The following is a 23,665-nucleotide window of genomic DNA, read 5'->3' on the forward strand; positions in this document are numbered from 1 at the left end:
GCTTTATGTCGGTGTGCTCGGGATAATGTCCAGGGAGCCGAGGCTGGTGTATCGCAGAGATAGTTAGCATGTCAAATTACTCCGAGTTCTTGTGCGATCGAGAGAATCTCTTGCACCATCTCGAACGCTTTAAGAATCGGATCTTCGTCCGGCCTCTGCCCAACTACGATCTTGAATGCAGGCGACTCGGTGCGTGACCACCCGAGGGTGAGTTCGGTGATCCTGTCGACATATACACGCCCTGGCTCTCCCCAGTCGCGGACCGACGTTCCAATTCGTGTGCCGATGTAGGCGTTGCCGAATCCGTTCTGCCCAATCCGCAGGTTCTCCGTGCCGTCCGCAACAATGACGGTGTGGGAGGTCTGCTCGCGGGTGCGCCACATACCTGTGCGTAGCGCGATGAGAGCCGAGAGAGTATATGCCCTATCGGCACCTTCTCCCCAGGTTTCATGGAGGTGGCTCCAACCGAGGTCCTGAGCGCGTCCGATGTCTTTCCACTTCATGAATGCTAAAATCACATCTGTGTAAAGTGGCTTCAAAATTGCATCCAACATTCCGCCGATGGGCGGAATAAAAATTGCGGCGGCGATGAGATCGCCCGCCATGTTGATGGCCGCAGAGATGAGCTCGTTTACGCCAGGCATTGAATGACCGCCGGTGACTACTCCAACATCGGTCGCCGGTTTCCATTTGAACGAGGACGACTGCACGCCGGTGCGTTTGCCGTCGCGCAGGATGATGCCTGGTGCGCGCGGGTTGGTGCCCTTGTGTCCGGGGGTGGAGTATTCGGGCGGGAATGTGGGGTCGGAGATGACGGTGGTTCCCTCGGTCATGCCGTCGGAACCGATGCTGGTGAACGCGCGGATGAGCCCCGAGAACAGGCTGCCGCCGAATGAGGTTTCGGTGTCCCACCCGGAGTGGTCGACGAGGTCCCAGACGAGGCAGCCGTGGCGCAGGTTCGCGCCGGGCCATGGGGCGGGGTCGCCGGTGAGGTAACGGCGTGGTTCCCAGGTCAGTTGTGCGTCGTCGGTGATGCGTTTGGAGACGTCGTGCATCATTTTGAAGCGGCTGTGCACAATCGCGAACTGGGAAGCATCGTCGCCGAACGAGAGCGGGGACACGACCTGCGACCATGTCGATTGGTCGAAGTTGAACCAGCTGCTGAGGTTCAGCGGGTCATCGGGTAGCGCCCACAGTGAGGATTCCAGGCGCATGATGTTGACCATCAGCGTGAGTTTGAGCGCCCATTTCGCTGGCCCGAACATGATCCACAGGCGCGGGAACTGGAATTCCGGCGGCAGGAACGGGTTCGAGTAGACGAGTATGTGCTTGAGGTGTTCGTAGTCGTGTTTGATCGTCACCCGGACATTGCGTTGCCCGTCGGTGTCTTTGTACTGTTCGACCTCGTCGACCATCCCTGACCAGCGGGCGCCTTGATAGTCGACGGTGACGAAAGTGTTTTTGTGTCCCGCTCTACTGTCGACGTCGGTCAACCATTTCGACAGGTAGTAGCGGGCGGGCATCTCTATCTGCCCGATACCCGTCTCGTTGTTGAGGGTCTGGAATGTCGCCGAGATTTCCCGGTGGACTTCCCCGCGCAGATCCCAGTTTCCATCCCACAAGCGAATGAGGGGGGTGTGCAGGCGTCGTTTGCTGTCCGCTTTCAGGCGTGCGGTGATCTCATCAAAGACCGCGTCGAAATCGATTGTCGCGACCATCTATTGCATTCCCATCGGGGCGGGCCAGGCCCTGCGCATGCGTAACTCGATTCCCGCCCCGATCGGGGCGTGCGTAACAGAGATGGGCAAAACAACAGGTTCCGCTTCGGTGCCGGTGTAGGGCGGGACCTGATACATGAACCTGACCCCGTTCATGCGCTGATACACCTCGGTGTCGAGCGAGGAGTTGACCTGCCCGTTCTCGGCCAGGGGGTCGGTGTCGAGCACGACGTGTTCGTTCAGGATCAGCGGCGGCATCTGAATAGCGCGGGCCACGTCGGTGACGGCGCGCGAGAAGTCGTCGTTGCCGAAGCTCCAGTCCGGGATCGTCCAGCGGATCCCGGCCGTGCCTTGCATCACCCATATCGGCCACATGTCCAACGGGGTGGGGTTGGACAGATTCACGTGCCCGGCCTCGCTGCCGCTGGACACAGTGTTGGTGGTCGTCACATAGGAGGAGGTGACGGTCTCGGAATACCACCACGGGTCCCCTGCGATCAGGTTCATCGTCACCGTGACGTGGCCGGCTTGGATGGGGTCGATCGTGGGTGCCATGTCGAGCTGCTTGCCCAGGCGCACGTTCAGCCAGCGCCGCGAGTTCTCCGTCTCGTACCAGAGTTTGCAGTCCTCGTCGGCGCGCCACGCCCTGATCCAGTCCGACCAGTTACGTTCCCACGACCCATACTGGTTGCCGATGATCTCGACGTCGAAGGTGATCTCGCGCTTGGGATTTCGGTCACCGCCATAGGTAGCGCCGTCCTGGAACGCTGTCGAGTTCCAGATGGTTTCCTTCGGTGCCATCCACAATCCGGCGACCCGCTGGCCCAGATAGACCCCACGATCTCCCTTACCGTCCCCGGAGAGTGTCCACCACTCCCCTGCGGAGGTTTCGACCTGGATGAGGGTGGTGTCCATCAACGGCGTCCGATGAAGGAGGTTGCGTTGGTGCGGGACTTGCGCAACTCCTCGGCGATCACGGCGGCCATTTGGGTTTGGATCACCTTGACGAGTTCTTGGATAGCGCCTCCAGAGGATCGGATGCCGAGGGTTCCGAGGAAGTCATTGAGGTTGGCGTCGAGGAAGTCCGATCCGGCCGACGCGAGACCGGAACCAATGTCAGGGGTGGTCGGTGCTGCGAGCTGAGGCGAGGTCGCCGGCTCAGTGCCTCCGTCCCACCATTGACCGGGGGTGGCGCCTTGGGTCACTGCGGACGTCGTGCCCTGGCTTTGCGCGCTGGACGGCCAGTTGACGACGAACACGTGTTGCGCGTCACCTGATCCCGCGCTGCTGCTACTGGCGGACGACGCCCCGGATGATGCGTCAGAAGATCCGCGCGCCTGGGACTCCTTGTACAGCTGCCCGGCCTCGGCCATCCGCTGGTCGTATTTTGCGGGGAAGGCGCTGCGTTGGACTGCCTGCGCGCGCTGGCCCGGGGACAGGCTGGCGTCGGTTTCGTTGAACTTCTCGAAGAACGTGCGCGCCGAGTCCGAAATTTTGAGGCGGTCCCGCGTTCCGCCCTTGGTCCACTCATCGAAGTCGCGCTGCTGGAACACCCCCGTCGAGCCGTCCGGCCCGCCGGGGGTATTGCGGAGCTCCTTCTCGACGAGTCCGGTCGCCAGTGCCGCAGTGATGGCCTCATCGGAGGCGCCCATCGACTTGCCGACCGCGACGATCTCATCGACGACTTTCTCTTTGTCGGTGCGGTTGTCGAGTGCGCCGCGCTGCTGCGCGATCCCGGAGTCTTTGAACTCGCTGGCCGCGGCGACGTGAATGTGGTTGGCGTGCTGCTTCATCACGCCTTCGGTGTAGATGGCGCGAGCTTTCGCACCCTCGGCGCGTTCGCCGTTGACGTTGTACCAAACCTTGTTCGGGTCGTCGAAGATGATCTGCGCCAACTGGTTCCGGTTGGTCCACAGGTAATCGAGGATCTGCCGGTCCGGGGATACGTCGATGGCCTTGCCCTTGGGGTGGAAACCGCCGTCGACATCGTGATCGGTTTTAGCGGAGGTCAACTGCGCGTTCGGGAACTTGTTCTTGATGGCCTGCCACAGCGATAGGTTCACGCTGCCGCCGCCCATGCGGGCCTTCTCGTTGTCGGTGACAAGACCGCCACCGGCGAACCCGAGCCTGTCGGAGAGCAGCCTCTTCAGGAAATCAGCGCTCGGCACCCATCCCGCGTTGATGGCCTGCAGTAGTGGCAGCATTTTCGCTGTTGAGGCGGCGTTGACCACGTATTCGCCGTTGGAGAGCATGACCGGGATGGAGTCGCTGGTCCGGCTGCCCGGCCCGAGGATCATGCCGCCGCGTGCCGCGCCTTGTGTGGCGGCCCAGGCGATGAGCGTCGAGCCCAGGGCGCTCGTGCCTTTGCCTCCGATGCCGGGCACCCAGTCGGGGATCTCGACGCGCTGGAGAAGTTCGCCGATCTTGCGGACGCCGACGGCGATGCCGTGCACGATGCCGTCCCAGGCCGCGCTGACAATGCGACCTAGATCCTCGAAGTCGCTCGCCATCTTCCCCAGGGCCGACCCGATGAGGTCGCGAGCAATGTTTACTGCGGCAGCGGCTGCTTCGAATCCGTCTTTGAACCCCGCGGTGAGGTCTCGCAGCATCGGGATGACGATCGGTCCGATGACGTTTTGGGTGAGCCATGTTAGGACGTCGACCAGCTTGAGCAGCTGCGGCAGGATCGCGATGACCAGGTCCAGGAACGGTGGCAGCAGCTCGACGGCGATCTGGACGAGCTGCGGCAGCAGCGGCGCGAGCGCCAGCACGAGGTCGCCGAAAGATTTTGCGATGTCGGGGATGTAGGGGGTGATCTGCACGAGCGCGTCAGCGATCGCGGTGCCGATCTTCTGGGCGACGTCGGCGAGTATCGGCTGCAGCTGGCGGAACACCGGCAGCATCAGCTCGGTCCATTGCTTGATGACCGGGGCCAGGGCGTCGAAAATGGTTTTCAGTGCTGGCGCGAGGGCGGAGATGATGCCCGCGGCGACTTCGGCGATCACCGGCAGTATCGGCGCGAATGCCGTGACGAGTGAAGCGAACGCCTCCGACAGGGGCCCGATCGACGGCGCCAGTGCCGTAATCGCTTGTGCCAGTGCGGTCCCCACAACTTGTGCGATCTGCGACAGTGGGCCGATCATCGGCGTGAGTGCGGTCATCAGCGACTTCAGCAGTTCGCCGATGACCGGCAGGACCGGTTCGAGGCCGGTGGCGAGTGCGGCGATGAACTTCTCGAGGTCGGGCAGGATGTCGGTGAGTACGTTGACGAACGTCGCGCCGAGCTGGCCCATGCTCGGCGCGAGGGCTTGGATGCTCTTGCCGAACTGCTCGAAAAAAGGACCCAAGGCAGGGCCGACGATGTTGCCCATCTGGATCAGGCCTTGAATCAGTGGATTCAGCCCGGCTCCGAGTCCGGCGAGGATGTCACCGAAGGTCGAAATCAGTTGTGTCAGTTGCCCGTTCTGGAATGTGTCGGTGAATGCCTCCCCGATTTGGCCGAGCATGCCAGCGAATTGCGCTCCGACCTTGTTCGAGACCGGCTCGAAGGCTTGGCCCAGCGACAGGATCCCTGTGGTGGCCTGCTGCAACCCGGGCCCGAGCCCGTCGATGAAGCCCTTGGCGCCCGCGAACGCTGCGCGTACTCCTTCCAGGTTCTGGGGTGCGGCCCAGAAGGCGGCGAACTGGTGGGTGAGTCCGTTGATCGACCCTGCAACGTCGACCATGCCGGCCTTCAGCGTCGGCAGCGCCGCGGTGGCCAGGTCGCGGATACCTGCAGCGGAGTCCTTGAACAGGGAATCCTGGACGGCGTCTTTGAGGTCGGTCCAGGCCGGTTTCATCTCGCGAACCGCGAGGACCCATGCCCGTGCTTCCGGGGACAGTTTCGCCAATGCTTGAGCTGCTTTGTCTTGCGCGGCAGAGGTTCCCGTGGTGGCGTCGGTCAGCGCCTGCTGCGCTTTCGCTACCTGCCGGTTGGCCTTGTCGACCTGATCGTTGGCCTTCTCGACACCGCGTTGCGCGTCGGCTACCCGCTGATCGGCTTGGGCCGCACGATCTTTCGCGGCAACGACCTTGTCGGAGCCCTCGATGCCCTTGGCGTTGGCGTCGGCGGCTTCCTCGGTGACGTCGCGGTTGCGTTCCTGAGCTTCGGCCAGACGCAGTTCGGCGCGCTGCATCCGCAGGAAAGCTTTCTCGCGGTCCTTGCCCGGAGCTTTGGCGAACTCTTCGCGGGCTTCCCGTAGCGCGAGCTCGGCTTCCCTCTCTGAGAGGTTGGCGTCACGCAGCTTGAGTTGATAGTCCTCGAGCTCATCGGCGGCGTCCTTGTAGGCGCGGGCAACGTCGGACACTGCGTCCCGCGCGTCCTTCTCCGCGTCAGTGAGTGTGCGCTGCGCGTCCTGGACGCCTTCGATTGCCGACTGGCGTTGCTCGTAGGCAGAGATCAGCTGGTCTTCGGCCGCGGCGACCGCTTTGCTCTGGGCTGCCGCGTCCGCCCCGCTGGACTCACTGGCCGCACCAAGCGCCTTGAAAGCATCGCCGATGCCCTGGACGCCGACCGCGACAGTCGCACCCGCGGCGGCGGCTGCGGGCCCGAGTCCTGCAATGCCTACGCCGAGCGCGCCGACTGCACCGAGCGCGGCGCCTGCGGCACCACCGATAGCAGCGATCGCGGCGGCCGCGGCGGCGGCACCGCCGGCGACGAGGGCACCTACGCCGCTCACCGAGCCGATCGATCGCAGCCGGTCGACCGCGCTGCGGTCGACATCAACGTTGACGGATTGATTGATCGGTCGAGCCATTGCTTCGAGCTCGCGGCGCAGTATGGCCATTTGCGCCAGTGCGGAGCCCGAGTCGAGGTTTACCCCGACACTGACGTTCCAGTCCGAGCCGAACAATCGCTGCATTTGCGCCAGCCCTCGGCGCATTTCGGTCGGAAACCGCGCGAAGTCCGGCACGGCGGTGACCTGCACCTCAAAGCTGAAGCGCCGACCGATCTCACGCATGCTGCGCTGGATGTCGCGGGGGATGCCCTCGGTCCGCACGTTGGCGTCGATGGTGATCGGATGGGCGGTGGCGTAACGCTGCGCATCTTTGACCGCGTCACGGATTTCTCGGGTGAAGCGGGTGGTGTCGGCCCTGACGGGGATTTCGACTGCTCCGATGTGAGAGACGTCGACGTCGGCCTTGATTTTGATGGGATGGGCGGTGGCGTAGCGCTGGCCTTCGCGCATCGCGTCGCGGATGGACTCCGCGAGCTTGCTGGTTTCGCCGACGATCGAGACGTAGGTGACTGCGAGTTCGACCGCTTCGGCCACGTTATGCCACCTCCCATCCGAGGAACTTGTTCATTTCCGCCACGCTGAGCGGGGCGCCGATACGTTCGGGGGCTTTGACGCCGGGACGCGGGATAGGTCGCGGGATGTTCCGCTTGCGTTGGGCGTCTGTGGTTTTCGCCCACTTCAGCCAGCGCAGCGAATCCGCGATATCGGCGAGCAGCATCTCTGTCAGCCCCCACTGATGGTCGGGGCTGATCTCCCGGCGCAGCGCGGTGTTCTCGGCCTGGTAGACCACCGCACGAAGGTCGGTCCAGGTCACGGTGTCGCCGAGGTCGCGCAGGCGCATGCCGTGGTCGATCAGGTCCAGTTCGATTGCCTGGGTGTGCTCATCGATGAGAGCGGCCAGGCTCAGGATTCCCCCGGCGCGATCCCGGAGTGCTCGCGCCACGAGTTGCACATTTCTTCGAATTGGTCGGGGTCCAGATCGTCGATCGCTTCGAGTTCCTCTGGGCTGAGCACCATTTCGAACAGCGTGTACATCTGGTCGATCTGATTGAGGTGCCGGATCTTGCGGACGGTGCCGGGCTTGATCCAGGTCAGTGACGGCAGCGACACCGCGACTGTGCCGATCTTGTAGATGAACGGGTCACGGACCCGCTTGTCATCGGCTTCCGCGACCGCGGCGATGGGTGCTCGTTTGGTGGTCATGCGCAGACCTTTCTTTCATTCGGTGGATGTTGGCGCGCAGGCGTTTTGGGGGCGATAGGCCCCAGCGATGGCGGGCAGGCCTGCGCATAGGTGAGACCCGCCATCGCTGGGGGTCTTTACGAGGAGGTGTCCAGGACGCCGTCGTCGTAGTAGCGGTAGGCCTTCACGCCGTCGTCGTCCTTGAACGCTTCGACGGTCACCTGGAAACCCGCCAATTCGCCTGCGACGAAGGCCTTCTCGGTGACCTCGGATACCTTGGCGTTGGGCAGCACGATCCGCAGCTTCTTGTCGCCGGTCTTCATGTCGAAGATCCAGCGCCGGTTCGGCAGGACCGACCCTGTCTCCTTGACGCGGATCAGCTTGCCGCTCGAACCGGTGGCGGGCGTGACGGTGAGGTTGGCGGTGCCGAACACCTCGCCGAGCACGTCCTCGTCCCACGCCCCGTACAGAGTCAGGCCGAAGCGGACGGAGTGTTCGGTCTGCAGCTGGGCGATGATGTCGGCGTTCCAGTCCTTGATCGCCGTCACCGTCCGCTCGCCTTGTGCTTCCAGGCCGTCTTCGGAGACGTAGCCGAGCGGTTTGATCGCGGCGTCGATCGTCGCGACCGCGGTAGTAGGGACCGGCGCGGTGAGCGGCCCCGCCAGGACACCGCCGGTGACAGCGATGTTGGGGGTACCGGCGCCGATGTAGTCCGTGCTTGGCAGAGCCATTGGTTCACTCCCTTGGGATTTGCGCAGGCCCTAGGAGATATGAAGTTGTCAGGTCAAAACGGTTCCCCGGCACCACAATTCGTTGGTGACGAGGCATCTGGGGGCGTTGGTGTCGGGGTCCGCGGAGTACGCGAGGCCGATATCGATGACCTTGTCCACCCAGATGTCTGCGACGTAGCCGGGTGCCGCCGCGTGGACCAGGGCGCGCACGATGGCCGCCAGCTCTGCAGCGGCACTGCCGGATTCGTCGACCACCTCGATGACGATGCGAGGACGGTCGGTGATCCGGTTCGCCAACGCCCCACCAGGCTGGAGCACCAGCAGGTACCGCGGCGGACGCCCGGTGCGCGGAACAGCGTTACGCACGGGCACCGTGATGCCGCGATCAGCCAGCGCGTCGGCCAGATGGTCTGCCAGCGCAACCGTCAGGGGCGAGAAAACTACTGGAGTGCTCACTGCTGCCCGTGTGCCCGCATCGCGTCGATCACCGGCCCGACGAGGATATGATCGCGGGCATCACGACGCCGGGCCCGGATCGTGGCCGCGATGACCGCCGCACGGGCACGGTTACGTCCACTGTCGGCGCGTGCAACGAACCCGTCCCCGGCGGCGTTGGCACCGGCCTTCGCGAAGTCGTAGAGCATCCGCTTGGTCGCCTCCGACGTACGGATGGCCCGGAACCCTCGCATCTTCCATCGGATCGGTTGCGGCATCGTCAGCCCTCGATTCTGCGGAGGTTGATTACATTGCCTGGACGCCAGCCGTGGAACCCGTGGTTGCAGTCCTCGGGGTAGCCGACGACCTCGTACTGTCCTGCCGGCCCGGCGGGCAGGTCGATCAGATCCCCAGGAGCCGGATTGAACTCCGGTGGCACGTAGAGCTTCACCGTGAGTTCGGTGCGAACGTGTCCGGCCATCTGGGTCCCGTCGCGACCGGAGGAATCCGATTTCGCTGCCGCCCACTGGATCACCCGCACCGGAGTCCCCGGAGAACTCTTGGCTGGGGTGTAGGTAGGGGCTTCCCGGAATCGGTCCGGGCCGTCCGTGTCACGCACATGCCAGCCCACGACATAGGGGGTTGGGAAGGTCATGACTCGAACCGCTCCGACACCAACGGCACCGACACCACGGAGGAACCCTTGAACGGCCGCAGCCGCATCTTCAGGGCCGCGGTCAGCCACGGGCCACCCGAGGTCGAGCCTTCGGTGAACTTCCACCCATACTCGCCCGCAGTCAGCTGGTCGGCGTTTTGGGGCTGATGCTTTGGGCGGTCGAGTACCGCGGCCACCATGTCGGCAACTACCCGGACGATGCCATCAGGGGTTGGCGTCGCTGGGACCTTCGGGTACAGGTGTCCCAGCACCAGATCGCTTGCTGCGTCGAGCAGGCTTTCGAGGTCCTCCTCTTCCTCCCCCGTCAGGTCCCGGCGCAGGGCTTTCACGACGTCCTCCGCTGTCGCCAACGCCATCAGCATCTCCGATCAGTGCCCAGTTCTGGGGATCTCCGGCCACCAGGCCCGCGAGATAGGAGCCCTCCAGGACTGCCATCTCGCGGCCGGTGATCGTGTGCCGGAACCGCTGCATTAGCTGGTGACGTCAGGGGTGACGACACCGACAGGAACCTTGGCCGAACCCATGTGGGTGGCGCCGATACCGAGCACGTACGCGTAGCGGGCCTTGAACCGCAGTGCGACCATGTCGCGTTCCGCGAGGTTGATTCCGTTGACCGTCGCCTGATCCAGGTACTTCACGGTGATGTCCTGGCGGACGCCGATCCTGACCCTCGAGGAGTCCACGATGATCATCTCCGCGGTCGCGGCGTTCCACGCACCGTTCTCGTTGAACCAGGTGGTGAACCCGCCGAAGGACTCGTCGCGGAAGATCGGCAGGCCGTTGGCATCACGCAGGTTCGACACCCGGTACTTCAGCGCCAGCGAGGAGATCATGGTGCTGGGGACGTGGCCGGCCAGCGCGATCATCGCCGCGACCTGGTTGGCGGCACCGACGAGGTCGGAGCCGTTCGCGACACCGTCGACAGCGGCCATGGACTGCGACGCCGCCACCGCGGCGGGAACCAGCGCCGGAGACGCCCACGAGCTGGGCTTGTTCGTGCCGAAGAACACTGCGGCGTCGAGCGCTTTGCCGATCGCCTGACCGCCCCAGGTGGCGATCTCGGTGAGAACGGCCTCTGTGGCGTCGTCCACGACATTTTCATGGATCGGCACGATGACGGCCAGCTCCTCGGCGACCAAGGTCAGATCCGACCAGGTCACCTGCGAAGTCGGCTTCACACCCTCGGAAGCGGCAGCCGATTCGGTGACCCAGCTCGCTTCGGGCAAGGTGGCCAGCACCGGCATATGGGTCGTTTTGGTGCCCATGGACACGGTCGGGAACGCCTGCAACGCAGTTGATCCCTTGGCGGCCTCGTCGAGCAGGACGTTGCTGTAGCCCTCCTGGATGAGGGTGGCGACTTCGGCGCGGCTGATATCAGCCATTTCGGGTTTCCTTTCAGGTGTTCACCCGCGCGGAAAGCCGTGGCGGGTGAAGGTCATGCCCCCGCGCGCATTTGGCGCAGTGCCGCCGCTGCCCGCGCCTTCGGATCAGTCGGGGCGTCGCCGTTGGAGGAGGCGCCGGACTTCAATCCGCTGGACGGGGTGGAGGGCTTTGGGGGGCGTTTGGATGCGGCGCGCTCGGCCACCTCGGCGAGGTAGGCATCGGCGTCGGCTTCGAGTTCCTGGCGGGTGCTGCCGTGCAGGCGACCAGACGGAACCTGTTTGGCGGCAGCGACTTCGGCACGCAATGAGGCGTGCTGTGCCTTTTGGATCTCGGCGTCTTTGTCCGCGATCTGCTTTTTCAGCGTGGCCAGCTGGTCGTTGAGCTTCTCGGTCTCGGACTTGTCGCGGTCCTCGAACTCTTTGACCTTGTCTGCCAGCTGCTGTTGCAGGTTCTTGGATTCGGCCAGCTGCCGCGCGAGTTCGTCGCGAGCCGCACGTTCTTTCTGGATAGCGGCCTTGCCTGCATCCCCGAGGTCGTCCGGAATCGCTTCGGCCGGTGGGGTCTTCGGCTCTTCCGTTGCAGCCGGTGCCGTTTGTGCGGCGACGGTCGCAGGGGTGGGAGCCGGAGCAGGGTCAGGCGTTGTGGGGGTGGTGGGTACGGCATCAGGCATCGCGCCATCGGCCTTTCCATGGAGCCGCCCTCGCGGGCGGGAAGTGGCCTGCCGGGCGTCGCGCCACGGCAGGTAGCCCCTCGGCATCGCGCCAAAAGGGCTGCACCGGAACAGGTTCCGGCGACAGTTAGGGGTCAGCGGGTCGAGCCGCCGCGTTCTCTTTCCGCGGCGCGCATGGCCGCGAGGATCGCTTTGGTGTTGCCCGAGTTGCCGACCTCGGCAACGGCTTTGAAGTACTGCAGCTCCCAGTCCGCGGCATAGTCGGGCGGGGTGTAGGAATCACCCGCCCGCACCGCGACCGGTTCGCATTGACAGAAGTCGTGGTACTGCTCACCGAGCTTGCGTTTGCCGCGCGGGCGCCCCCTGCGTCCGACGACCACGTCCGCGGATTCCTGGGTGAGATATTCCGGGCCGCGGCTGGCAAGCATCCGGCAGAACGCGCACGCATCGCTTTGTGCGTGCCGCACCCATCGCACACCCTCACGATCAGCGTTCTCGGTGATGGTGTCGCGTGCGGCCGAGGTCACATAGCGTTGCGTCGCGCCCTCCAACCGGGCGAGCACCACGGCTTGCTGTTCGGGACTCGCGGGCACCACTCGCGCTTGCTGCTCACCGGGCGCCGCGGGCACCACGCGGGCACCGGGCGCGCCCTCGGCGGGGGCGACCACCCGCGCGCGCGGCAGCGGCTCCGCCGGGGTGCTCGTCGCGTTTGCGGGTGTGGTGTCACTCGCACGCCGGCGGAGGGGTTCGGTTGGGGCGGGTTCAGTTGGGGCGGGTGGCGACACGGCGGGTTCACCAACAACAGCAGGGGCGGCGACCGGGTCGGGCGCCCCCAGCGCCCACTCCACCGTCGACTCGAGTTGCTCCGGCGCCGGCAGTGCCGCAGGCCGCGGCACGAAGTCCGCCGCATCCAGCAACGCCATCCGATCCGTCGGTCCCAGGATCGACGCGGGCGAAACGGGCGCCGGGCCGGGCCGCGACGTATCGGACCTTGTACGGGCAAGGCGCCGATACCAGTCGACGGCCAACTGTCCCGCCGCGACCAGATACGGTTCCATCGCCGCCACGATCGACTTCACCAGCGATCGGTGATCCTCATCGCCCGAGGAGGCCAGGACCACCGCGGTAACCGCGGCTACCGCCAGCGTGGACAGTTCCTCGACGTCTTGCTGATGCTGGTCGATCTCATCCTGCGAGGGCATCCGGGACCGCCACCGCAGGAGTCCGGACCGAACGCAACTGCCGGCTCGAACGCAACTCCTCGCGCAGCTTGTCCGCGCGCTGGGCCTGCATCGCCTCACCGATCCCGCGGATCTGCTGCTGCGTCATGCCGGGCACCAACGGCAACAACGGCTCGATCGGCACACCAGCGCCCGCGAGTTTGGCGATGCCGTCCACCGTCGCCGCGAACGACCGCGCACTGGTATCGCGCCACACCACTTCGGCACCGGAGTCGAATGCGGTCGCCGCATCCCCGTCCATCTCCGCACCGAGCCGCAACATCTGCTCGTAGGATTCGCCGAAGCTTTCCTTCTTGTCTTCGAGCTTCTCGGTTTCGTCCTTCTCGGCCAACGCCAGCGACTCCGCCGCGAGGTTGATCAGCTTCCCCGACTTCGCCGGCGACAATCCCGCCTTCTCATACACGGCGGCTTTCATCGCATCCAGCAACGCCGTATAACCGTCCAGGCTCGCCGCGGGCAACGACTGCGCCCGCACATCGGGATCCTCGAAGGACCACACCCGTTTCGCCGACGCCGCCAGGATCTCAGCTTTGGTCCCTGACCAGCCCGAGATCACCTTCTGCGGGAACGCCCCGAACCGCGACACGATCATCCGATCGAAGTTCACGCTGTTGATCGCCTGCTGATCCAAGATCAACGGGCCGACCTCCCCGACCACCTGGTCATCAGCATCCCGGTCGTTGACGAACCGCACCACCGGGCACACCGGTTCACCGCCGTAGGTGGCGTGGTGCTCGATCGGATCCCCGAACTCGACGACCGAGATCGGACGCGACTGGTGCGGGTCACGCTCGAACGCCGGAACCTCCCCCAGCTCGAACGGATATTCCCATCCGTCATCGAGCAGACAACCTCGCCGTCGCGGGCGCGCGTTCGACTTGTCGATCCACGTCTCCAACGTGTACTGCGGCCACTCATCCAACGACGGATCCTGATACGTCGCCAGCAACGCCCGCGGGCTCCGCGGATGAAACACCGGCCCCCGGCCACGGTCGAGAACCTTCACATACGAAGCCCCATACGAGACAGCCGGTTTCACCACTTCCTTCTGCCGTGCATCCATCCGGTTGCGCTGCCACTGCGCCCACGCCGGATCGTTCTCCTGCGCGGTAGCGCGGCGATACCCGACCACGCTCAAATTCCGAGCGAAGGTGTCGCGCACACCGGACAGCACGTTCATCACCGACAGCTTCGCCAGCTCCTTGACTTCGTCCTCAGCGCCTTCCGGCACTTCCGGACGACCACGCAGACCCTTGGTGTACTCATAGATCCGGTCGAACCACAGCCGCTCATCCATGTGCATCCGCCACATGTCGGCGATCAGCACACGCAGTTCCTCCGGCTCCAGCGGCGCATGTTCAGCCATACCTCAACCGCCTTTCACGCGAAGTTCGCGCCAGTACTGGCGCGTACAGGCTTGGCTTCCGCCCCGAACAGGGACAGGGTCAATGCGACGATCGGCGCGATATTGACCGTCTCGTCACTGCGGTCCCACCCCCAACCACCGGCCTTACCGATCGCCCGTTTACGCCCACCTTTGAGCGCATCGTTGATCGCGTCCTGGTTGGCATGCGTCAACCGCGGCGGGGCCTTCACCCGGCCCGCGAACATGCCGCACGCCTTGGCCATATCCCCCGCCGTGGTCGAGACCACCGCCACCTTGCGCGCCCGCAGCTTCGGCACCATCGACGAAGCCGGCGACACGTTGTCGATGACCACCGTGATCCGGCGCCCAGCCCGCGCGACAAGCCATTCGACCGCCGCGTCCTCGTCCTCACCGGCCCACACCTCTTCGCAGTGCGCGCTGTCCCCCTCGAGCCAGCACCCCGACACCGAGATCTCCCGCGTATGAGACATGTCCACACCGAGCGCGGCCGGCCTCACCCCAGCCGCCGGACCGACATCGGCGAATGTCTCCCACACCGACGCCTTCACCACCGGGCGGTGCGCCGAGAACTCGTCCCAGATCCCCAGTGCCTCACGGCACCACGATTCGACGTTGGTCAGCTTCTTCCGCAGCCGCAGCATCGCGCGCTCCGAGGTGCGCCGCGGAAAGCTCGGGTTGGCTTTGCGCCACTGATCGCGATCCATCGGATCAGCACCGCGATCGGCCGACAACTCGATGTAGAGGGTGCCGTCGGACTCGCCATCGAGGGCTTCCTGCCGCAGCAGAGTGAAGAACTCCCCGGGGTCCTTCGGCCGCGGTGGTGTTCCGATGACGAACGTCAACGGGTTCTTCGCGACGTTCTGCGCCGCACCCATGTCTTCGAGAACGTCGTCCTTGAGGATCTGGCCTTCGTCGAACACCAGGATGTCGACGTCGGTCATGCCGCGACCGAACCCAGACTCGCGGGCACCGAACAGAATCCGTGACCCGTTGGCGAAGACGATCTTCTCGTCGCCCTTGCCGCGCAGCACCTGCCGGATATGGGGTGCGACCTTCGGCCGCTGCGCCATCCCGTCGAACTGCGCGAACGTTTCCGCCGCCGTCGTCTTGCGGTGCGCCGTCCAGATCACGGTCAGCCGCGGATTGAGCAGGCACAACGCGAAGATGATCGCGGCGACCAGGTAGGTTTTGCCGACCTGACGCGGGATGCTGATGACGATCGTGTCCGCGGCATAGGAGCCATCGGCACGCTTGGCCAGGATCAGCCGCCCGGCACCGTCTTGCCAGCCGTCGAACCCCCACCCGAGCCGATAGCAGGTGTCGCGGATCTTCGGCCACCCGGTCGACCTGATCCCAACCGGGGCTATGACGTGGCGAGCGACCTCGGACAGGCGACGCGAATCGGCGGGCCTGTTCGGCGGCCGAGTCGGGGCCTGGCTCCTAGATGGCGCTCTCGTCCCAGTCTTCGTCATCGGTGTTGGCGATCACGGAGCGGTCCTCATCGTCGGCCATCTCGATCGCCTCGACTTCCTTACCGATCTCCAGCTGCCGCCGCGACAGCGCCGCCAGATCCCGCGCCGGGGTGTTCGGGTCATCGAGGGCCCGCGCGATCCGGCGCCGCATCGCCCGCAACTCATCGAGCCGGCATCCGGACTCGGCCGCCTGAAGGATCGTCTTCGGGGTCTCACGCTCCGACGTCTCTCCCGGCTCGACAGCCCGCAAGACAGGTTTCCGAGGCATAGGGCACCTCCTCGGCGATTGGAAAAAGCGAATGGGGGGTGTCGCCTATGCCCAGGGAGGCGGGCGCCCTACCCGCGGGGGGTACCCCCCTGGGGGCGGGCGGGCGGGCGGGCCGGAATCCGGCCTTTTGGGGACGCCAGGCGGGTTAGCTAGTTGCGTTGCTAACCAGGTTTGGTTACCAGGTGCGCGAGGTGATGAAGATCCGTGGTCCGGCTGGCCGGGCCTGCTCAGTCTGGCCGGCCGGGTCGCTGTCGAGTGTGTCGCTCTTGAGGCGGTTGCATGCCCGGTGTGCCGCCTGGCAGTTGTCCAGGCTGTCGCTGCCGCCTTTGGCGAGGGGGATGATGTGGTCGACTACGAACTCACCGGGGTCGAGGTGGGGCAGCGTGTAGTCGATGTCGAGCCCGCAGATACCGCATGGTGGCTGCCCTCGTCGGATCCGGTTGCGGTGCCGGTCACGGGTAGTGGTGTTGCGTTGTGCGGTGCTGCCGGGCATCAGTGTGCGCGGTGCGGCCGTAGCCGGTACTCGCGGCCACCGCTAGTGGGGCGTGGCACGACGGATCAGCTCATTGAGTGTGTCCAGTTCAGCGCACGGGTCGAGGCCTGCACTGTCGCACAGGATGCCGTAGCTGACACCGAAGTTCGCCAGGCGATCCATCTCTTCGGGTTCGAGCTTCCTGCCCGGCTCTTCGATCTTCATCCGCTGCTCCTCGCGTGCGGGTCTGCCGCATCACGGATAACTCCTGTCACAAAACATACCGGCTGAATCGTGCGACCAGCGGTTACTCGGCACCTGCGGGCTCGCTCGACAGTGGTTCACCCTCGATCAGGCGGGCCATGATCCCTCGATGCTCGGGGTTGTATTCGCCGAGCTGATAGGTCCAGCTGCCGTTGGCCAGGTTCAGGATCAACTGGTTGTCGACCACCTGTACGCGCGGGTCATCGTTGGTCATGATGTGGTGCAGGAAGTCCACACTGATCGCGGTGACCGGATCTACCTGGGTTGCGGACAGCACTTGGCTGCCATCACCGGCGTAGGTGGTGCGGAAGGTGACACTGCCTACGGTCACTTCCGCTTGCCGCCCTTGCCTTTACGGTCGATCGACTTGTGGCTACCAGGCATCGGTTCGCTCCTGTCTCACATCGGTACCGACTGTGGTGTCCAGGTGGCGCGACTGCCGGTGCGCCATGCCTTGCGTGGGCCTGTGGTGTTGCCGGTGTTGGCGTGGCGTACCAGGGTTGGCCCGTCGGCATGATTACAAAGTGACGGCCAGCTGTAGGCCACCTTGTGGTCGCGGGCCAGGCACCAGGCAGTGAGTCGTTCATCGATCGGAAGCTTGCTGCCGTCGGCGAAGTCGAGCCAGTCCTCGCGCAAGCTGACGTGGATCGCTACAGCGACAGCATGAAGAACATGTGTGCTGACCATCCAGTGGCTGCCAGCCTGGTCCGCTTTGGCGATGGCGGGGGCTATGCGTTCCTGCCACCTCTTGGGGCGGGTCATGCCTGTGTAAAACGACACCACAGGCTCCGGAGCGACCGCGAGGGCTAGCTCTGCCTGCTCCACGAATCCAGGCACAGGCTGGGCGTCGTCTTCGAGAACCAGCGCATAGTCGGACTCTCGCTCCGCGGTCATCCGCCAGGCTTGCAGATGGTTCCCCTCAGCTCGAAGGGTGCCGTCGTCGACACTGATCACCGCGTCGAGAGAGCGAGCCAATTCGGTTGCTTCGACAATGCGCGCTTGGTGGGCGACGACGGCGATGGAGATCATCAGACGCGGGGCGGCCAGTTCCAGTGACCGGGCGCCGGGTCGGCGGAGTAGCGGACACTGGCTGGCTCGCCACGAGCGTCGAGGACCGGCAGGGCTCCGACGCCCGAGATGAACATGACGAGGTTCACCGTGCCGTCCGGCAGCACTGCGGTCACGATGGCAGCCTGCTCGGAGAATGGGCCGGTGCCGTGCTGATAGTGGACGATGCGCCCGACACTCGGCGTTTGAGCGCCGCGCTTCTCGGCGGCCGGTAGCGTTTCTGTTGGGGCTCCGGTGAGGAGGGGGAGGTCTATTTCGTACCAGTGCTCGCAGGGCGGTTGTGGTGCGGCGGTGCGCACGATCGTCAGGTGATTCTTGCCGAGGTTGCTGTCTTCGGCAGTGCGCGCGTAGCTGACCGCAGCTGTTGGACCACCCTGCGGGGGACGAGACAGGACGTCGACGGCCCCGCAATCGCACGACACGATCTGAACCTTCTCAGTGATCCACTGGGCGACCCTGTCGGCCTCCCACAACTCCTCCGGGAGGGTCTTGGCGGGGCGTTCGAAGTCTATGGTGACTGTTCGCATGGCAAGCCATGGCCGACCGCCGAAGTAGGCGATAACCACGCCTCCCGGCTCCGCCGAACCGCCACGGAGATTCTGCACCTCGGTGTCCGACAGCACGGATCGGCCGGTTGGGGTTTGTGTCACTGGGAGGTTTCCGATCCTCGTGTTGGTCACAGGTCTGCGAAGGTCTTCTCGTACAGCGGCTTGAGGATCTGCCAGCTATTCGCCTCTGCGAGGTCGCGCGCTATCCCTGCAGCCTTCTGGTAGAAGTCGGGGTCGGTGGCGAACTGGTCAATCTTCGCGGCAAGCGCGCGATGGTCAGCGGAGTAGACCTCTACCCGCGTCTTCGCCATGAACGACCCGCGAGACTCGGCGGGGACCAGCCAATCGGCGGGCAACCAGGTGCTGTTCGGGCTCACATCGGTCATCACAACCGGCAGGCCCGCGCCCAACGCTTCATTCGCCGGCAGGCACAAACCGGCAAAGCGCCGCGGCAGAAGCAGGACATCGTGGCCCGCGTACAGCTCGGCATGATCCGGCACATCTCCAGTACGGACGTTCAGATGGATGTGGCGCGGGATCCGGCGTGACGCCAGAAGCGCGGACACGTAGTGCTCGTCCTGACAATGGACGGTCAGCTCGATCGGCGTCTGCACGTAGGTGAGTGCGTCGAGTAGGTCAGCGGTCCCGTTCCTGTCGCGCACAGCAGGCCTGCCGATGACGTGAACGAACCGGGTCGCCTCACCGCTCGGGGAACGGGCCGGGAACGACCCTAGATCGATCGGGACGGGTAGGAAGATACGCGGCTCGGGGACTTCATCGAAATGCCACATCGATGGAGCCGCCCACAAATCCGGCCGATCCCGCAGGTCCAAGAATTCGCGGTTGATGTGCAAGATCGTCTTCACGCCGTACCGGCGGGCGATGTCGGGCAGGTTCGGGTTGTAGAACGTCTCAGCGCTGTAGACGACGTCCACGCCCTCGGACAGGAAGTTGCGGCAATCCTGGTCGGTTGGGATCCGGTTGACCACGGTCGCGCCGGGGAAGTATTCGAGGTGCAGCGGCAGCGGGTTCGCGCTCGGGCAGTTCACCACCATGGTCCTGGCGGGCGCAAGGTGGTCGAAGATAGCGCGAGTCTGCCGGCCTAGTCCGCGATGGTCGGCGCGGGCGATCAGGCCGAGGCGTAGGTCAGACGAAATTGCTCTCCCCCGCCCTTCCGTCCGAGTGATAAGAGCGCTTGATATCACCCTCTGGGGTGTAGATGAAGGTGCGCCAGTTCAGCCAGCCCATGTCTCCGTCGCGCTCGTAGGCGCTCACCAGGCGGCCATACACGGTCTCCTCGATGAAGTTCTTCTCGTCGTTCGGGAACCACCGGTCCAGCAGCTCGCGGTACCAGGCGGCGGAGGCGAGGTGCGGGCGGCTCGACCACTGGATCGTCCTCGTCATGGGGACGCCACGGACCTTCTGCGGTTCGCTGTCGAGAGCGAGGTGGCGATGGACGTCGAGCACGCTCGCCTCGTGACTAAATCTCACTAGGTTGGCGTCGCCGGCGAGGATGACGTCGCTGATCTCGGTCCACGGGATCTCTCGGTCGGCGCAGAGCGGTGTGTCACCTTCGACGAACAAGATCAGCGGTGTGCGGACCTGTTCGAGTGCCCGCTTGGTGCACACCGCTTGATGCAAGTGTTCGTCGAAGATCAACGGCAGGACGTTGCCCCACTCGTGATCGGCCTTCCACAGGACCCGCTGCATGTACAGCTCGTACGCGCCGCGGCGGGCCTCTTGCTCGGGTCGGACGCCATCGTGGCAGAGAATGATCTCGCTGTCCGGCAAGTGATGCCGGACAGATGCGATGGTCTCGTCGATGATGCGGGTGCTCGGTTGGCTCGGGATTGGGCTCGTCGTGACGACGACGGTAATCGGCGAGCCGGTCACACAGCCCCCAACGCCTGTAGGTCTTCCCTCAATGCGATTGCCAGGGAACGCTTTTGAGCGATCCACCACGCGATGATCCGGTTCGCCAGCCGCGGATAGTCGACCAGCGCGTCCTCGATGTAGCCGGGCAGGTCGTCGTAGTCGGTCAGGATCGGCGCCGGACAGCCGGACAGCATCCGCTCCCAATAGCCGCGGGAGTCGTAGCCGGGCGTGATGTCATCCAGGACTGGAATCGCGTGCGCCTGCAACGCCTCGTACACCCGGAACGTGTCAGGGGACGCCGGGCCGGACGGGCACGGTGCCACCTTCGCCTGCAGCATCAGATGTGCGTACTCGGCGGGCGGAAGGCCCCGAGTGAACCCGTGGGTCGCCTGCACGTACTTCGGGCGGGCCACGCGAGCGAGAGCGTCGAATGCTTGGGCGCGGCGGTCGTGGGTGCATTGGCCGACCAGCACCGCGTCCAACGGCTTCGCGGGCGGATCGGCGGGTGAGTGGCTGAAATGCGGCGTGTAGCCGAGCGGCAGGAACCGGGCGGTGCCATAGTCCCGATCGGTTCGCGGCGTCTGCACCCACCAGCGAATTGCCGGATGCCGCACCGCCGAGACGTCGAAGAGGTCTTCCTCGTCGCCGACCCGGAACCCGAGCACCCAGCGGTACTTCGCGATCGCCTCGCTGATCTCCGCAGCATGCTCCGCGTAGTACCGGCCGGGCACCACCAGGCAGATGCCCTCCGCTTCGCGCGGGTAGGAGTCCAGCCGCTCGAACTGCAGGCCATGGGCCCACAATTCACCGGATAGCAGATCGTTGAGCAACACCTGGTCCCATTGGCTGCCTGGCGCGAGCCTCACAACCGGGGTCATTGCGGCGTGAAGATCCAGTGCTCTTCGTGGTCGGTGACCAAGTGCTCACCTCGGTAGTCGAGCCCGTTCATGTAGTCGTGCAATGCGCTGACCGTGTACGGGAACATGGCCGCCATGAACGCCGGATGCACCGACACATACACCAGCGGCCGAACCTCGGTCAGCGTGCCTTCGGCGCCCTTCAGTACCTCGAGTTCAGCGCCCTCTACATCCAGAGTGACGACGTCGGGGCGGATGCCTGTCCGGGTGCGGTAGTCATCAAGGCGGGTTTGCGGGGTGTCATGGAAACGCTCCGACACGTTCCGGAATCCGTGGTCTCCGATGACCGGGCCGTAGGCGCACGCGGGCCAACCGTCCCGGTCCGGCTCCAGGAAGATCGGCTCTACCTGTGTGGGCCGCAGCACCGTGGCGTTGGACGAGAACCCGACGAAGAAGCCCCGAGGGCCCTTCAGGCCATTGGCTTCCCAGATCACTCGGATGTTCGGCCAAACCCGCCAGTTGGGTTCGAACAGCACCACATCGGCACCCCACGAGGTGAACAGCGCCGGGAAGTCTCCCTCTTCGGAGCCGATGTCGAAGACGACCGTGCCCTCTTCGATGTGGTCGTGCATGTGGGCGAGGCGTTCCTGTTCCCACACAGGCCATTCAGGCCGGGCGGCACGATGCTCGGGCAGCAGCAACTCCCACCGGCCATTGATCAAGGTTGGGATCATCGGCACAGTCACGCGAATACCGTGTCCAGGATCGTCTCCCAGCGGTGGCGGTACGTCCCGGACGCCTTCACCATCTCGTGCCCGGCGCGGCGGATGCGTTCGCGCTCCTCGTCATGCTCGAGCATCCAGTCGATCTTCGAACGCAGGTCATCGAAGTCGCCGAAGTTGAAGTAGAGGAGGTGCTCGCCGTCCTTGAACCACTGATCGAGGCCAGCGATTCGCGGATGCACTTGCGCGCCAAAACGTCCGCCGCACTCCCAAATTCGGTCGGAGTGGTAGAGGGGATAGTCGAAGTTCATGCACAACGTATCGCCCACGGCGACTTTGGAATTGGCGTACATCCGGTTCAGGTCATCGCCCCGAAGGGTGCCGGTATCGCCGTCGCCGCCAACGTGAGTGAAGCGATCCCCGTAGGTCTGGCGCAGCCATGAGATGAGCTGCCCTCGCCATTTCCACTCGATATGGTAATTTTTCGAGCCGACGAAAACCACATCGTTCGCGTAAGGCGACGGCTGATCGCTGATATAGCACTCGTCTTCGAGCACGCCCGCCGGGAGAAAGTGCGCCTTCACGTTCGTGTACTCGTTCAGATGATCGGCCATCGGCGCGTCTACCGTGAAAAAGTATTCGATGTCCCAGAGGGGGGAGCCCTTGTACTCCTCCCACCGCTTGATGGGTCGGAACAAGTCCAGGTGATAGGACAACGTCGGGACGCCTGCTGAGCGGAGCATCCGAAGCACCTGCTGCATAGACAACGCACCCCTGTTGGCGAAGCCGTGCGTGTGGACCCAGCACATTACGTCCGCCTCGAGTGCCTCCTCGAGAAGCTGCTCAGTCGGAACCTTGTTCTCCTGCAACAACAGGACGTCAACACCCAGCGCCTCGAGAGAGCGCTTGTGGTGAACCTCGCTGCAGTAGGGAAGTTCACCGTTGCCATAAATAATCAGGCGCACTCTCCGAAGTACCTTTCCTCGGCGGTCCTGCGAGCCGCGACCGCCGCCTCGAAGGACTTGAAGTAACCCAGCTCGATCCGCTTCGGCTCCGACTTATGTGTGATGTACGCGCGCCACAGTCGAGCGGGCTTAAACCAGCTCACCCCTTTGACGCCGCTGGTGTTCGCCTTGCTAGGCGACTGATTGAAAGAATTAAGACTGCGATCGACGAAGCGCAGATTGGATCTACGATTGTCCAGTTTGTTGCGGTTGATGTGGTCGGTCTCAACACCCGTCGGCGTCTGCATGATGTACCGATGCATGTACATCCACACCGATTTCTCGCCGTTCCAATGACCTCGGTGCGCATAGCCGCCGAGGCTGAGCCTCCATCGCCATCTGATGACTGCTTCATAGTCAGCCTCGTCCACAAGGGCGAAGGTGAACGATTCGGTCCTGGGGATTAGCACAGGGATGGTTCGCGCACCTGTCGGAACGGAGATGCAGGCTAGCCAATCCGGCCCTGGGGCGGCGCGGCTTATGAGATCGGTGGTGCCGTGGGCGAGCAGGCGTCTGTAGTGAAGCCTGCACCACTCCCGCTTGCCCGCGGCGCGCTCGCAGTCGTCAACGGAGCAGATCCTCTTGGCTTGAGGCGCAGGCCGTTCGTGTTGCATGAACCGCTGGTAATGCATGCCGCACATTCCGCGGGCGATCCACTGTCTGCCACATCCATCTGCCGTGCAGGTACGATCCGTCACGTCGAACTCCTTCATCAGTTCGGCCATGCCCCGGGACGATGTCAGTCGTCGCCGGGGTCTTTCGATTTCACTAGAGAACGGATAGATGCTGCCAATTCCGTTGTGCCAGAGCGTATTTAGCGGAGCGCCTTTAGCGGAGCGCCCCGACGATCTCGAGGACTGCCTTGATGACGATCACGCCGACCTTGCCGACTATGAGGATGGTGTCGAGGTCGA

The 23,665-nt window shown here is 64.5% G+C and carries 27 protein-coding genes; all 27 read right to left on the reverse strand.

Features of this window, described 5'->3' with window-relative positions; translation table 11 throughout:
• Nucleotides 1–71 precede the first annotated feature (71 nt).
• The gene (locus ACGFNJ_RS21690) at nucleotides 72–1,718 is read right to left on the reverse strand and encodes a phage tail protein (protein WP_393450891.1); all 1,647 of its coding nucleotides are present in this window, start codon (nucleotides 1,716–1,718) and stop codon (nucleotides 72–74) included.
• Complete coding sequence (locus tag ACGFNJ_RS21695; RefSeq protein WP_393450894.1) at nucleotides 1,719–2,633, reverse strand: phage tail protein; 915 nt, start codon at nucleotides 2,631–2,633, stop codon at nucleotides 1,719–1,721.
• Nucleotides 2,633–7,030, reverse strand: a complete 4,398-nt coding sequence (locus ACGFNJ_RS21700) for a hypothetical protein (RefSeq protein WP_393450897.1) — start codon at nucleotides 7,028–7,030, stop codon at nucleotides 2,633–2,635. The genes ACGFNJ_RS21695 and ACGFNJ_RS21700 overlap by 1 nt, the downstream gene beginning before the upstream one ends.
• A 1-nt stretch (nucleotide 7,031) precedes the next feature.
• Nucleotides 7,032–7,439 carry a DUF5361 domain-containing protein gene (locus ACGFNJ_RS21705; RefSeq protein WP_393450900.1) on the reverse strand — a complete coding sequence of 136 codons (408 nt, stop codon included), beginning with the start codon at nucleotides 7,437–7,439 and terminating at the stop codon, nucleotides 7,032–7,034.
• Nucleotides 7,400–7,699: a hypothetical protein gene (locus ACGFNJ_RS21710; RefSeq protein WP_393450903.1), complete on the reverse strand. Its 300-nt coding sequence runs from the start codon at nucleotides 7,697–7,699 to the stop codon at nucleotides 7,400–7,402. Before ACGFNJ_RS21710 ends, ACGFNJ_RS21705 begins: the two co-directional genes overlap by 40 nt.
• 116 nt (nucleotides 7,700–7,815) lie before the next feature.
• On the reverse strand, nucleotides 7,816–8,409 hold the full coding sequence (locus ACGFNJ_RS21715; protein WP_393450906.1) for a hypothetical protein: 594 nt from the start codon (nucleotides 8,407–8,409) through the stop codon (nucleotides 7,816–7,818).
• 48 nt (nucleotides 8,410–8,457) lie between these two features.
• On the reverse strand, nucleotides 8,458–8,865 hold the full coding sequence (locus ACGFNJ_RS21720) for a hypothetical protein (RefSeq protein WP_393450909.1): 408 nt from the start codon (nucleotides 8,863–8,865) through the stop codon (nucleotides 8,458–8,460).
• Entirely contained in the window at nucleotides 8,862–9,122 is a 261-nt protein-coding gene (locus tag ACGFNJ_RS21725; RefSeq protein ID WP_393450912.1) for a hypothetical protein, read from the reverse strand. The genes ACGFNJ_RS21720 and ACGFNJ_RS21725 overlap by 4 nt, the downstream gene beginning before the upstream one ends.
• Before the next feature lie 2 nt (nucleotides 9,123–9,124).
• Nucleotides 9,125–9,499 (reverse strand): hypothetical protein, encoded by a 375-nt coding sequence (locus tag ACGFNJ_RS21730; RefSeq protein ID WP_393450915.1) that lies wholly within the window; start codon nucleotides 9,497–9,499, stop codon nucleotides 9,125–9,127.
• Nucleotides 9,496–9,876 (reverse strand): hypothetical protein, encoded by a 381-nt coding sequence (locus ACGFNJ_RS21735; RefSeq protein WP_393450918.1) that lies wholly within the window; start codon nucleotides 9,874–9,876, stop codon nucleotides 9,496–9,498. The genes ACGFNJ_RS21730 and ACGFNJ_RS21735 overlap by 4 nt, the downstream gene beginning before the upstream one ends.
• A gap of 114 nt (nucleotides 9,877–9,990) precedes the next feature.
• Nucleotides 9,991–10,902, reverse strand: a complete 912-nt coding sequence (locus ACGFNJ_RS21740) for a phage major capsid protein (protein ID WP_393450921.1) — start codon at nucleotides 10,900–10,902, stop codon at nucleotides 9,991–9,993.
• Between the two features lie 53 nt (nucleotides 10,903–10,955).
• Nucleotides 10,956–11,573 carry a hypothetical protein gene (locus ACGFNJ_RS21745; protein ID WP_393450924.1) on the reverse strand — a complete coding sequence of 206 codons (618 nt, stop codon included), beginning with the start codon at nucleotides 11,571–11,573 and terminating at the stop codon, nucleotides 10,956–10,958.
• 134 nt (nucleotides 11,574–11,707) lie between these two features.
• On the reverse strand, nucleotides 11,708–12,775 hold the full coding sequence (locus ACGFNJ_RS21750) for a hypothetical protein (RefSeq protein ID WP_393450927.1): 1,068 nt from the start codon (nucleotides 12,773–12,775) through the stop codon (nucleotides 11,708–11,710).
• Entirely contained in the window at nucleotides 12,759–14,180 is a 1,422-nt protein-coding gene (locus ACGFNJ_RS21755; RefSeq protein ID WP_393450930.1) for a phage portal protein, read from the reverse strand. The genes ACGFNJ_RS21750 and ACGFNJ_RS21755 overlap by 17 nt, the downstream gene beginning before the upstream one ends.
• A 14-nt stretch (nucleotides 14,181–14,194) precedes the next feature.
• The gene (locus ACGFNJ_RS21760) at nucleotides 14,195–15,673 is read right to left on the reverse strand and encodes a terminase large subunit domain-containing protein (RefSeq protein ID WP_393450933.1); all 1,479 of its coding nucleotides are present in this window, start codon (nucleotides 15,671–15,673) and stop codon (nucleotides 14,195–14,197) included.
• On the reverse strand, nucleotides 15,642–15,941 hold the full coding sequence (locus ACGFNJ_RS21765; RefSeq protein WP_393450936.1) for a hypothetical protein: 300 nt from the start codon (nucleotides 15,939–15,941) through the stop codon (nucleotides 15,642–15,644). The genes ACGFNJ_RS21760 and ACGFNJ_RS21765 overlap by 32 nt, the downstream gene beginning before the upstream one ends.
• Before the next feature lie 175 nt (nucleotides 15,942–16,116).
• Nucleotides 16,117–16,434, reverse strand: a complete 318-nt coding sequence (locus ACGFNJ_RS21770; RefSeq protein ID WP_393450939.1) for an HNH endonuclease — start codon at nucleotides 16,432–16,434, stop codon at nucleotides 16,117–16,119.
• A gap of 42 nt (nucleotides 16,435–16,476) precedes the next feature.
• A complete protein-coding gene (locus tag ACGFNJ_RS21775; protein ID WP_393450942.1) occupies nucleotides 16,477–16,638 on the reverse strand; it encodes a hypothetical protein in 162 nt (53 codons plus the stop codon).
• A gap of 82 nt (nucleotides 16,639–16,720) precedes the next feature.
• Nucleotides 16,721–17,008, reverse strand: coding sequence for a hypothetical protein (locus ACGFNJ_RS21780; protein WP_393450945.1), 288 nt, complete (start codon nucleotides 17,006–17,008; stop codon nucleotides 16,721–16,723).
• Between the two features lie 68 nt (nucleotides 17,009–17,076).
• On the reverse strand, nucleotides 17,077–17,706 hold the full coding sequence (locus ACGFNJ_RS21785; RefSeq protein WP_393450948.1) for a hypothetical protein: 630 nt from the start codon (nucleotides 17,704–17,706) through the stop codon (nucleotides 17,077–17,079).
• Nucleotides 17,706–18,395, reverse strand: a complete 690-nt coding sequence (locus tag ACGFNJ_RS21790; protein WP_393450951.1) for a hypothetical protein — start codon at nucleotides 18,393–18,395, stop codon at nucleotides 17,706–17,708. Before ACGFNJ_RS21790 ends, ACGFNJ_RS21785 begins: the two co-directional genes overlap by 1 nt.
• Before the next feature lie 26 nt (nucleotides 18,396–18,421).
• Nucleotides 18,422–19,282, reverse strand: a complete 861-nt coding sequence (locus tag ACGFNJ_RS21795; RefSeq protein ID WP_393450954.1) for a glycosyltransferase — start codon at nucleotides 19,280–19,282, stop codon at nucleotides 18,422–18,424.
• A gap of 157 nt (nucleotides 19,283–19,439) precedes the next feature.
• Nucleotides 19,440–20,186: a hypothetical protein gene (locus ACGFNJ_RS21800; RefSeq protein WP_393450957.1), complete on the reverse strand. Its 747-nt coding sequence runs from the start codon at nucleotides 20,184–20,186 to the stop codon at nucleotides 19,440–19,442.
• Complete coding sequence (locus tag ACGFNJ_RS21805) at nucleotides 20,183–21,046, reverse strand: hypothetical protein (RefSeq protein WP_393450960.1); 864 nt, start codon at nucleotides 21,044–21,046, stop codon at nucleotides 20,183–20,185. The genes ACGFNJ_RS21800 and ACGFNJ_RS21805 overlap by 4 nt, the downstream gene beginning before the upstream one ends.
• Nucleotides 21,043–21,771: an FkbM family methyltransferase gene (locus ACGFNJ_RS21810; protein WP_393450963.1), complete on the reverse strand. Its 729-nt coding sequence runs from the start codon at nucleotides 21,769–21,771 to the stop codon at nucleotides 21,043–21,045. The genes ACGFNJ_RS21805 and ACGFNJ_RS21810 overlap by 4 nt, the downstream gene beginning before the upstream one ends.
• The gene (locus tag ACGFNJ_RS21815) at nucleotides 21,768–22,712 is read right to left on the reverse strand and encodes a glycosyltransferase (RefSeq protein WP_393450966.1); all 945 of its coding nucleotides are present in this window, start codon (nucleotides 22,710–22,712) and stop codon (nucleotides 21,768–21,770) included. The genes ACGFNJ_RS21810 and ACGFNJ_RS21815 overlap by 4 nt, the downstream gene beginning before the upstream one ends.
• Entirely contained in the window at nucleotides 22,703–23,476 is a 774-nt protein-coding gene (locus ACGFNJ_RS21820) for an HNH endonuclease (protein WP_393450969.1), read from the reverse strand. Before ACGFNJ_RS21820 ends, ACGFNJ_RS21815 begins: the two co-directional genes overlap by 10 nt.
• Nucleotides 23,477–23,665 lie beyond the last annotated feature (189 nt).

It is taken from the genome of Nocardia sp. NPDC049149 (genome assembly GCF_043197455.1).
Lineage (GTDB): Bacteria > Actinomycetota > Actinomycetes > Mycobacteriales > Mycobacteriaceae > Nocardia.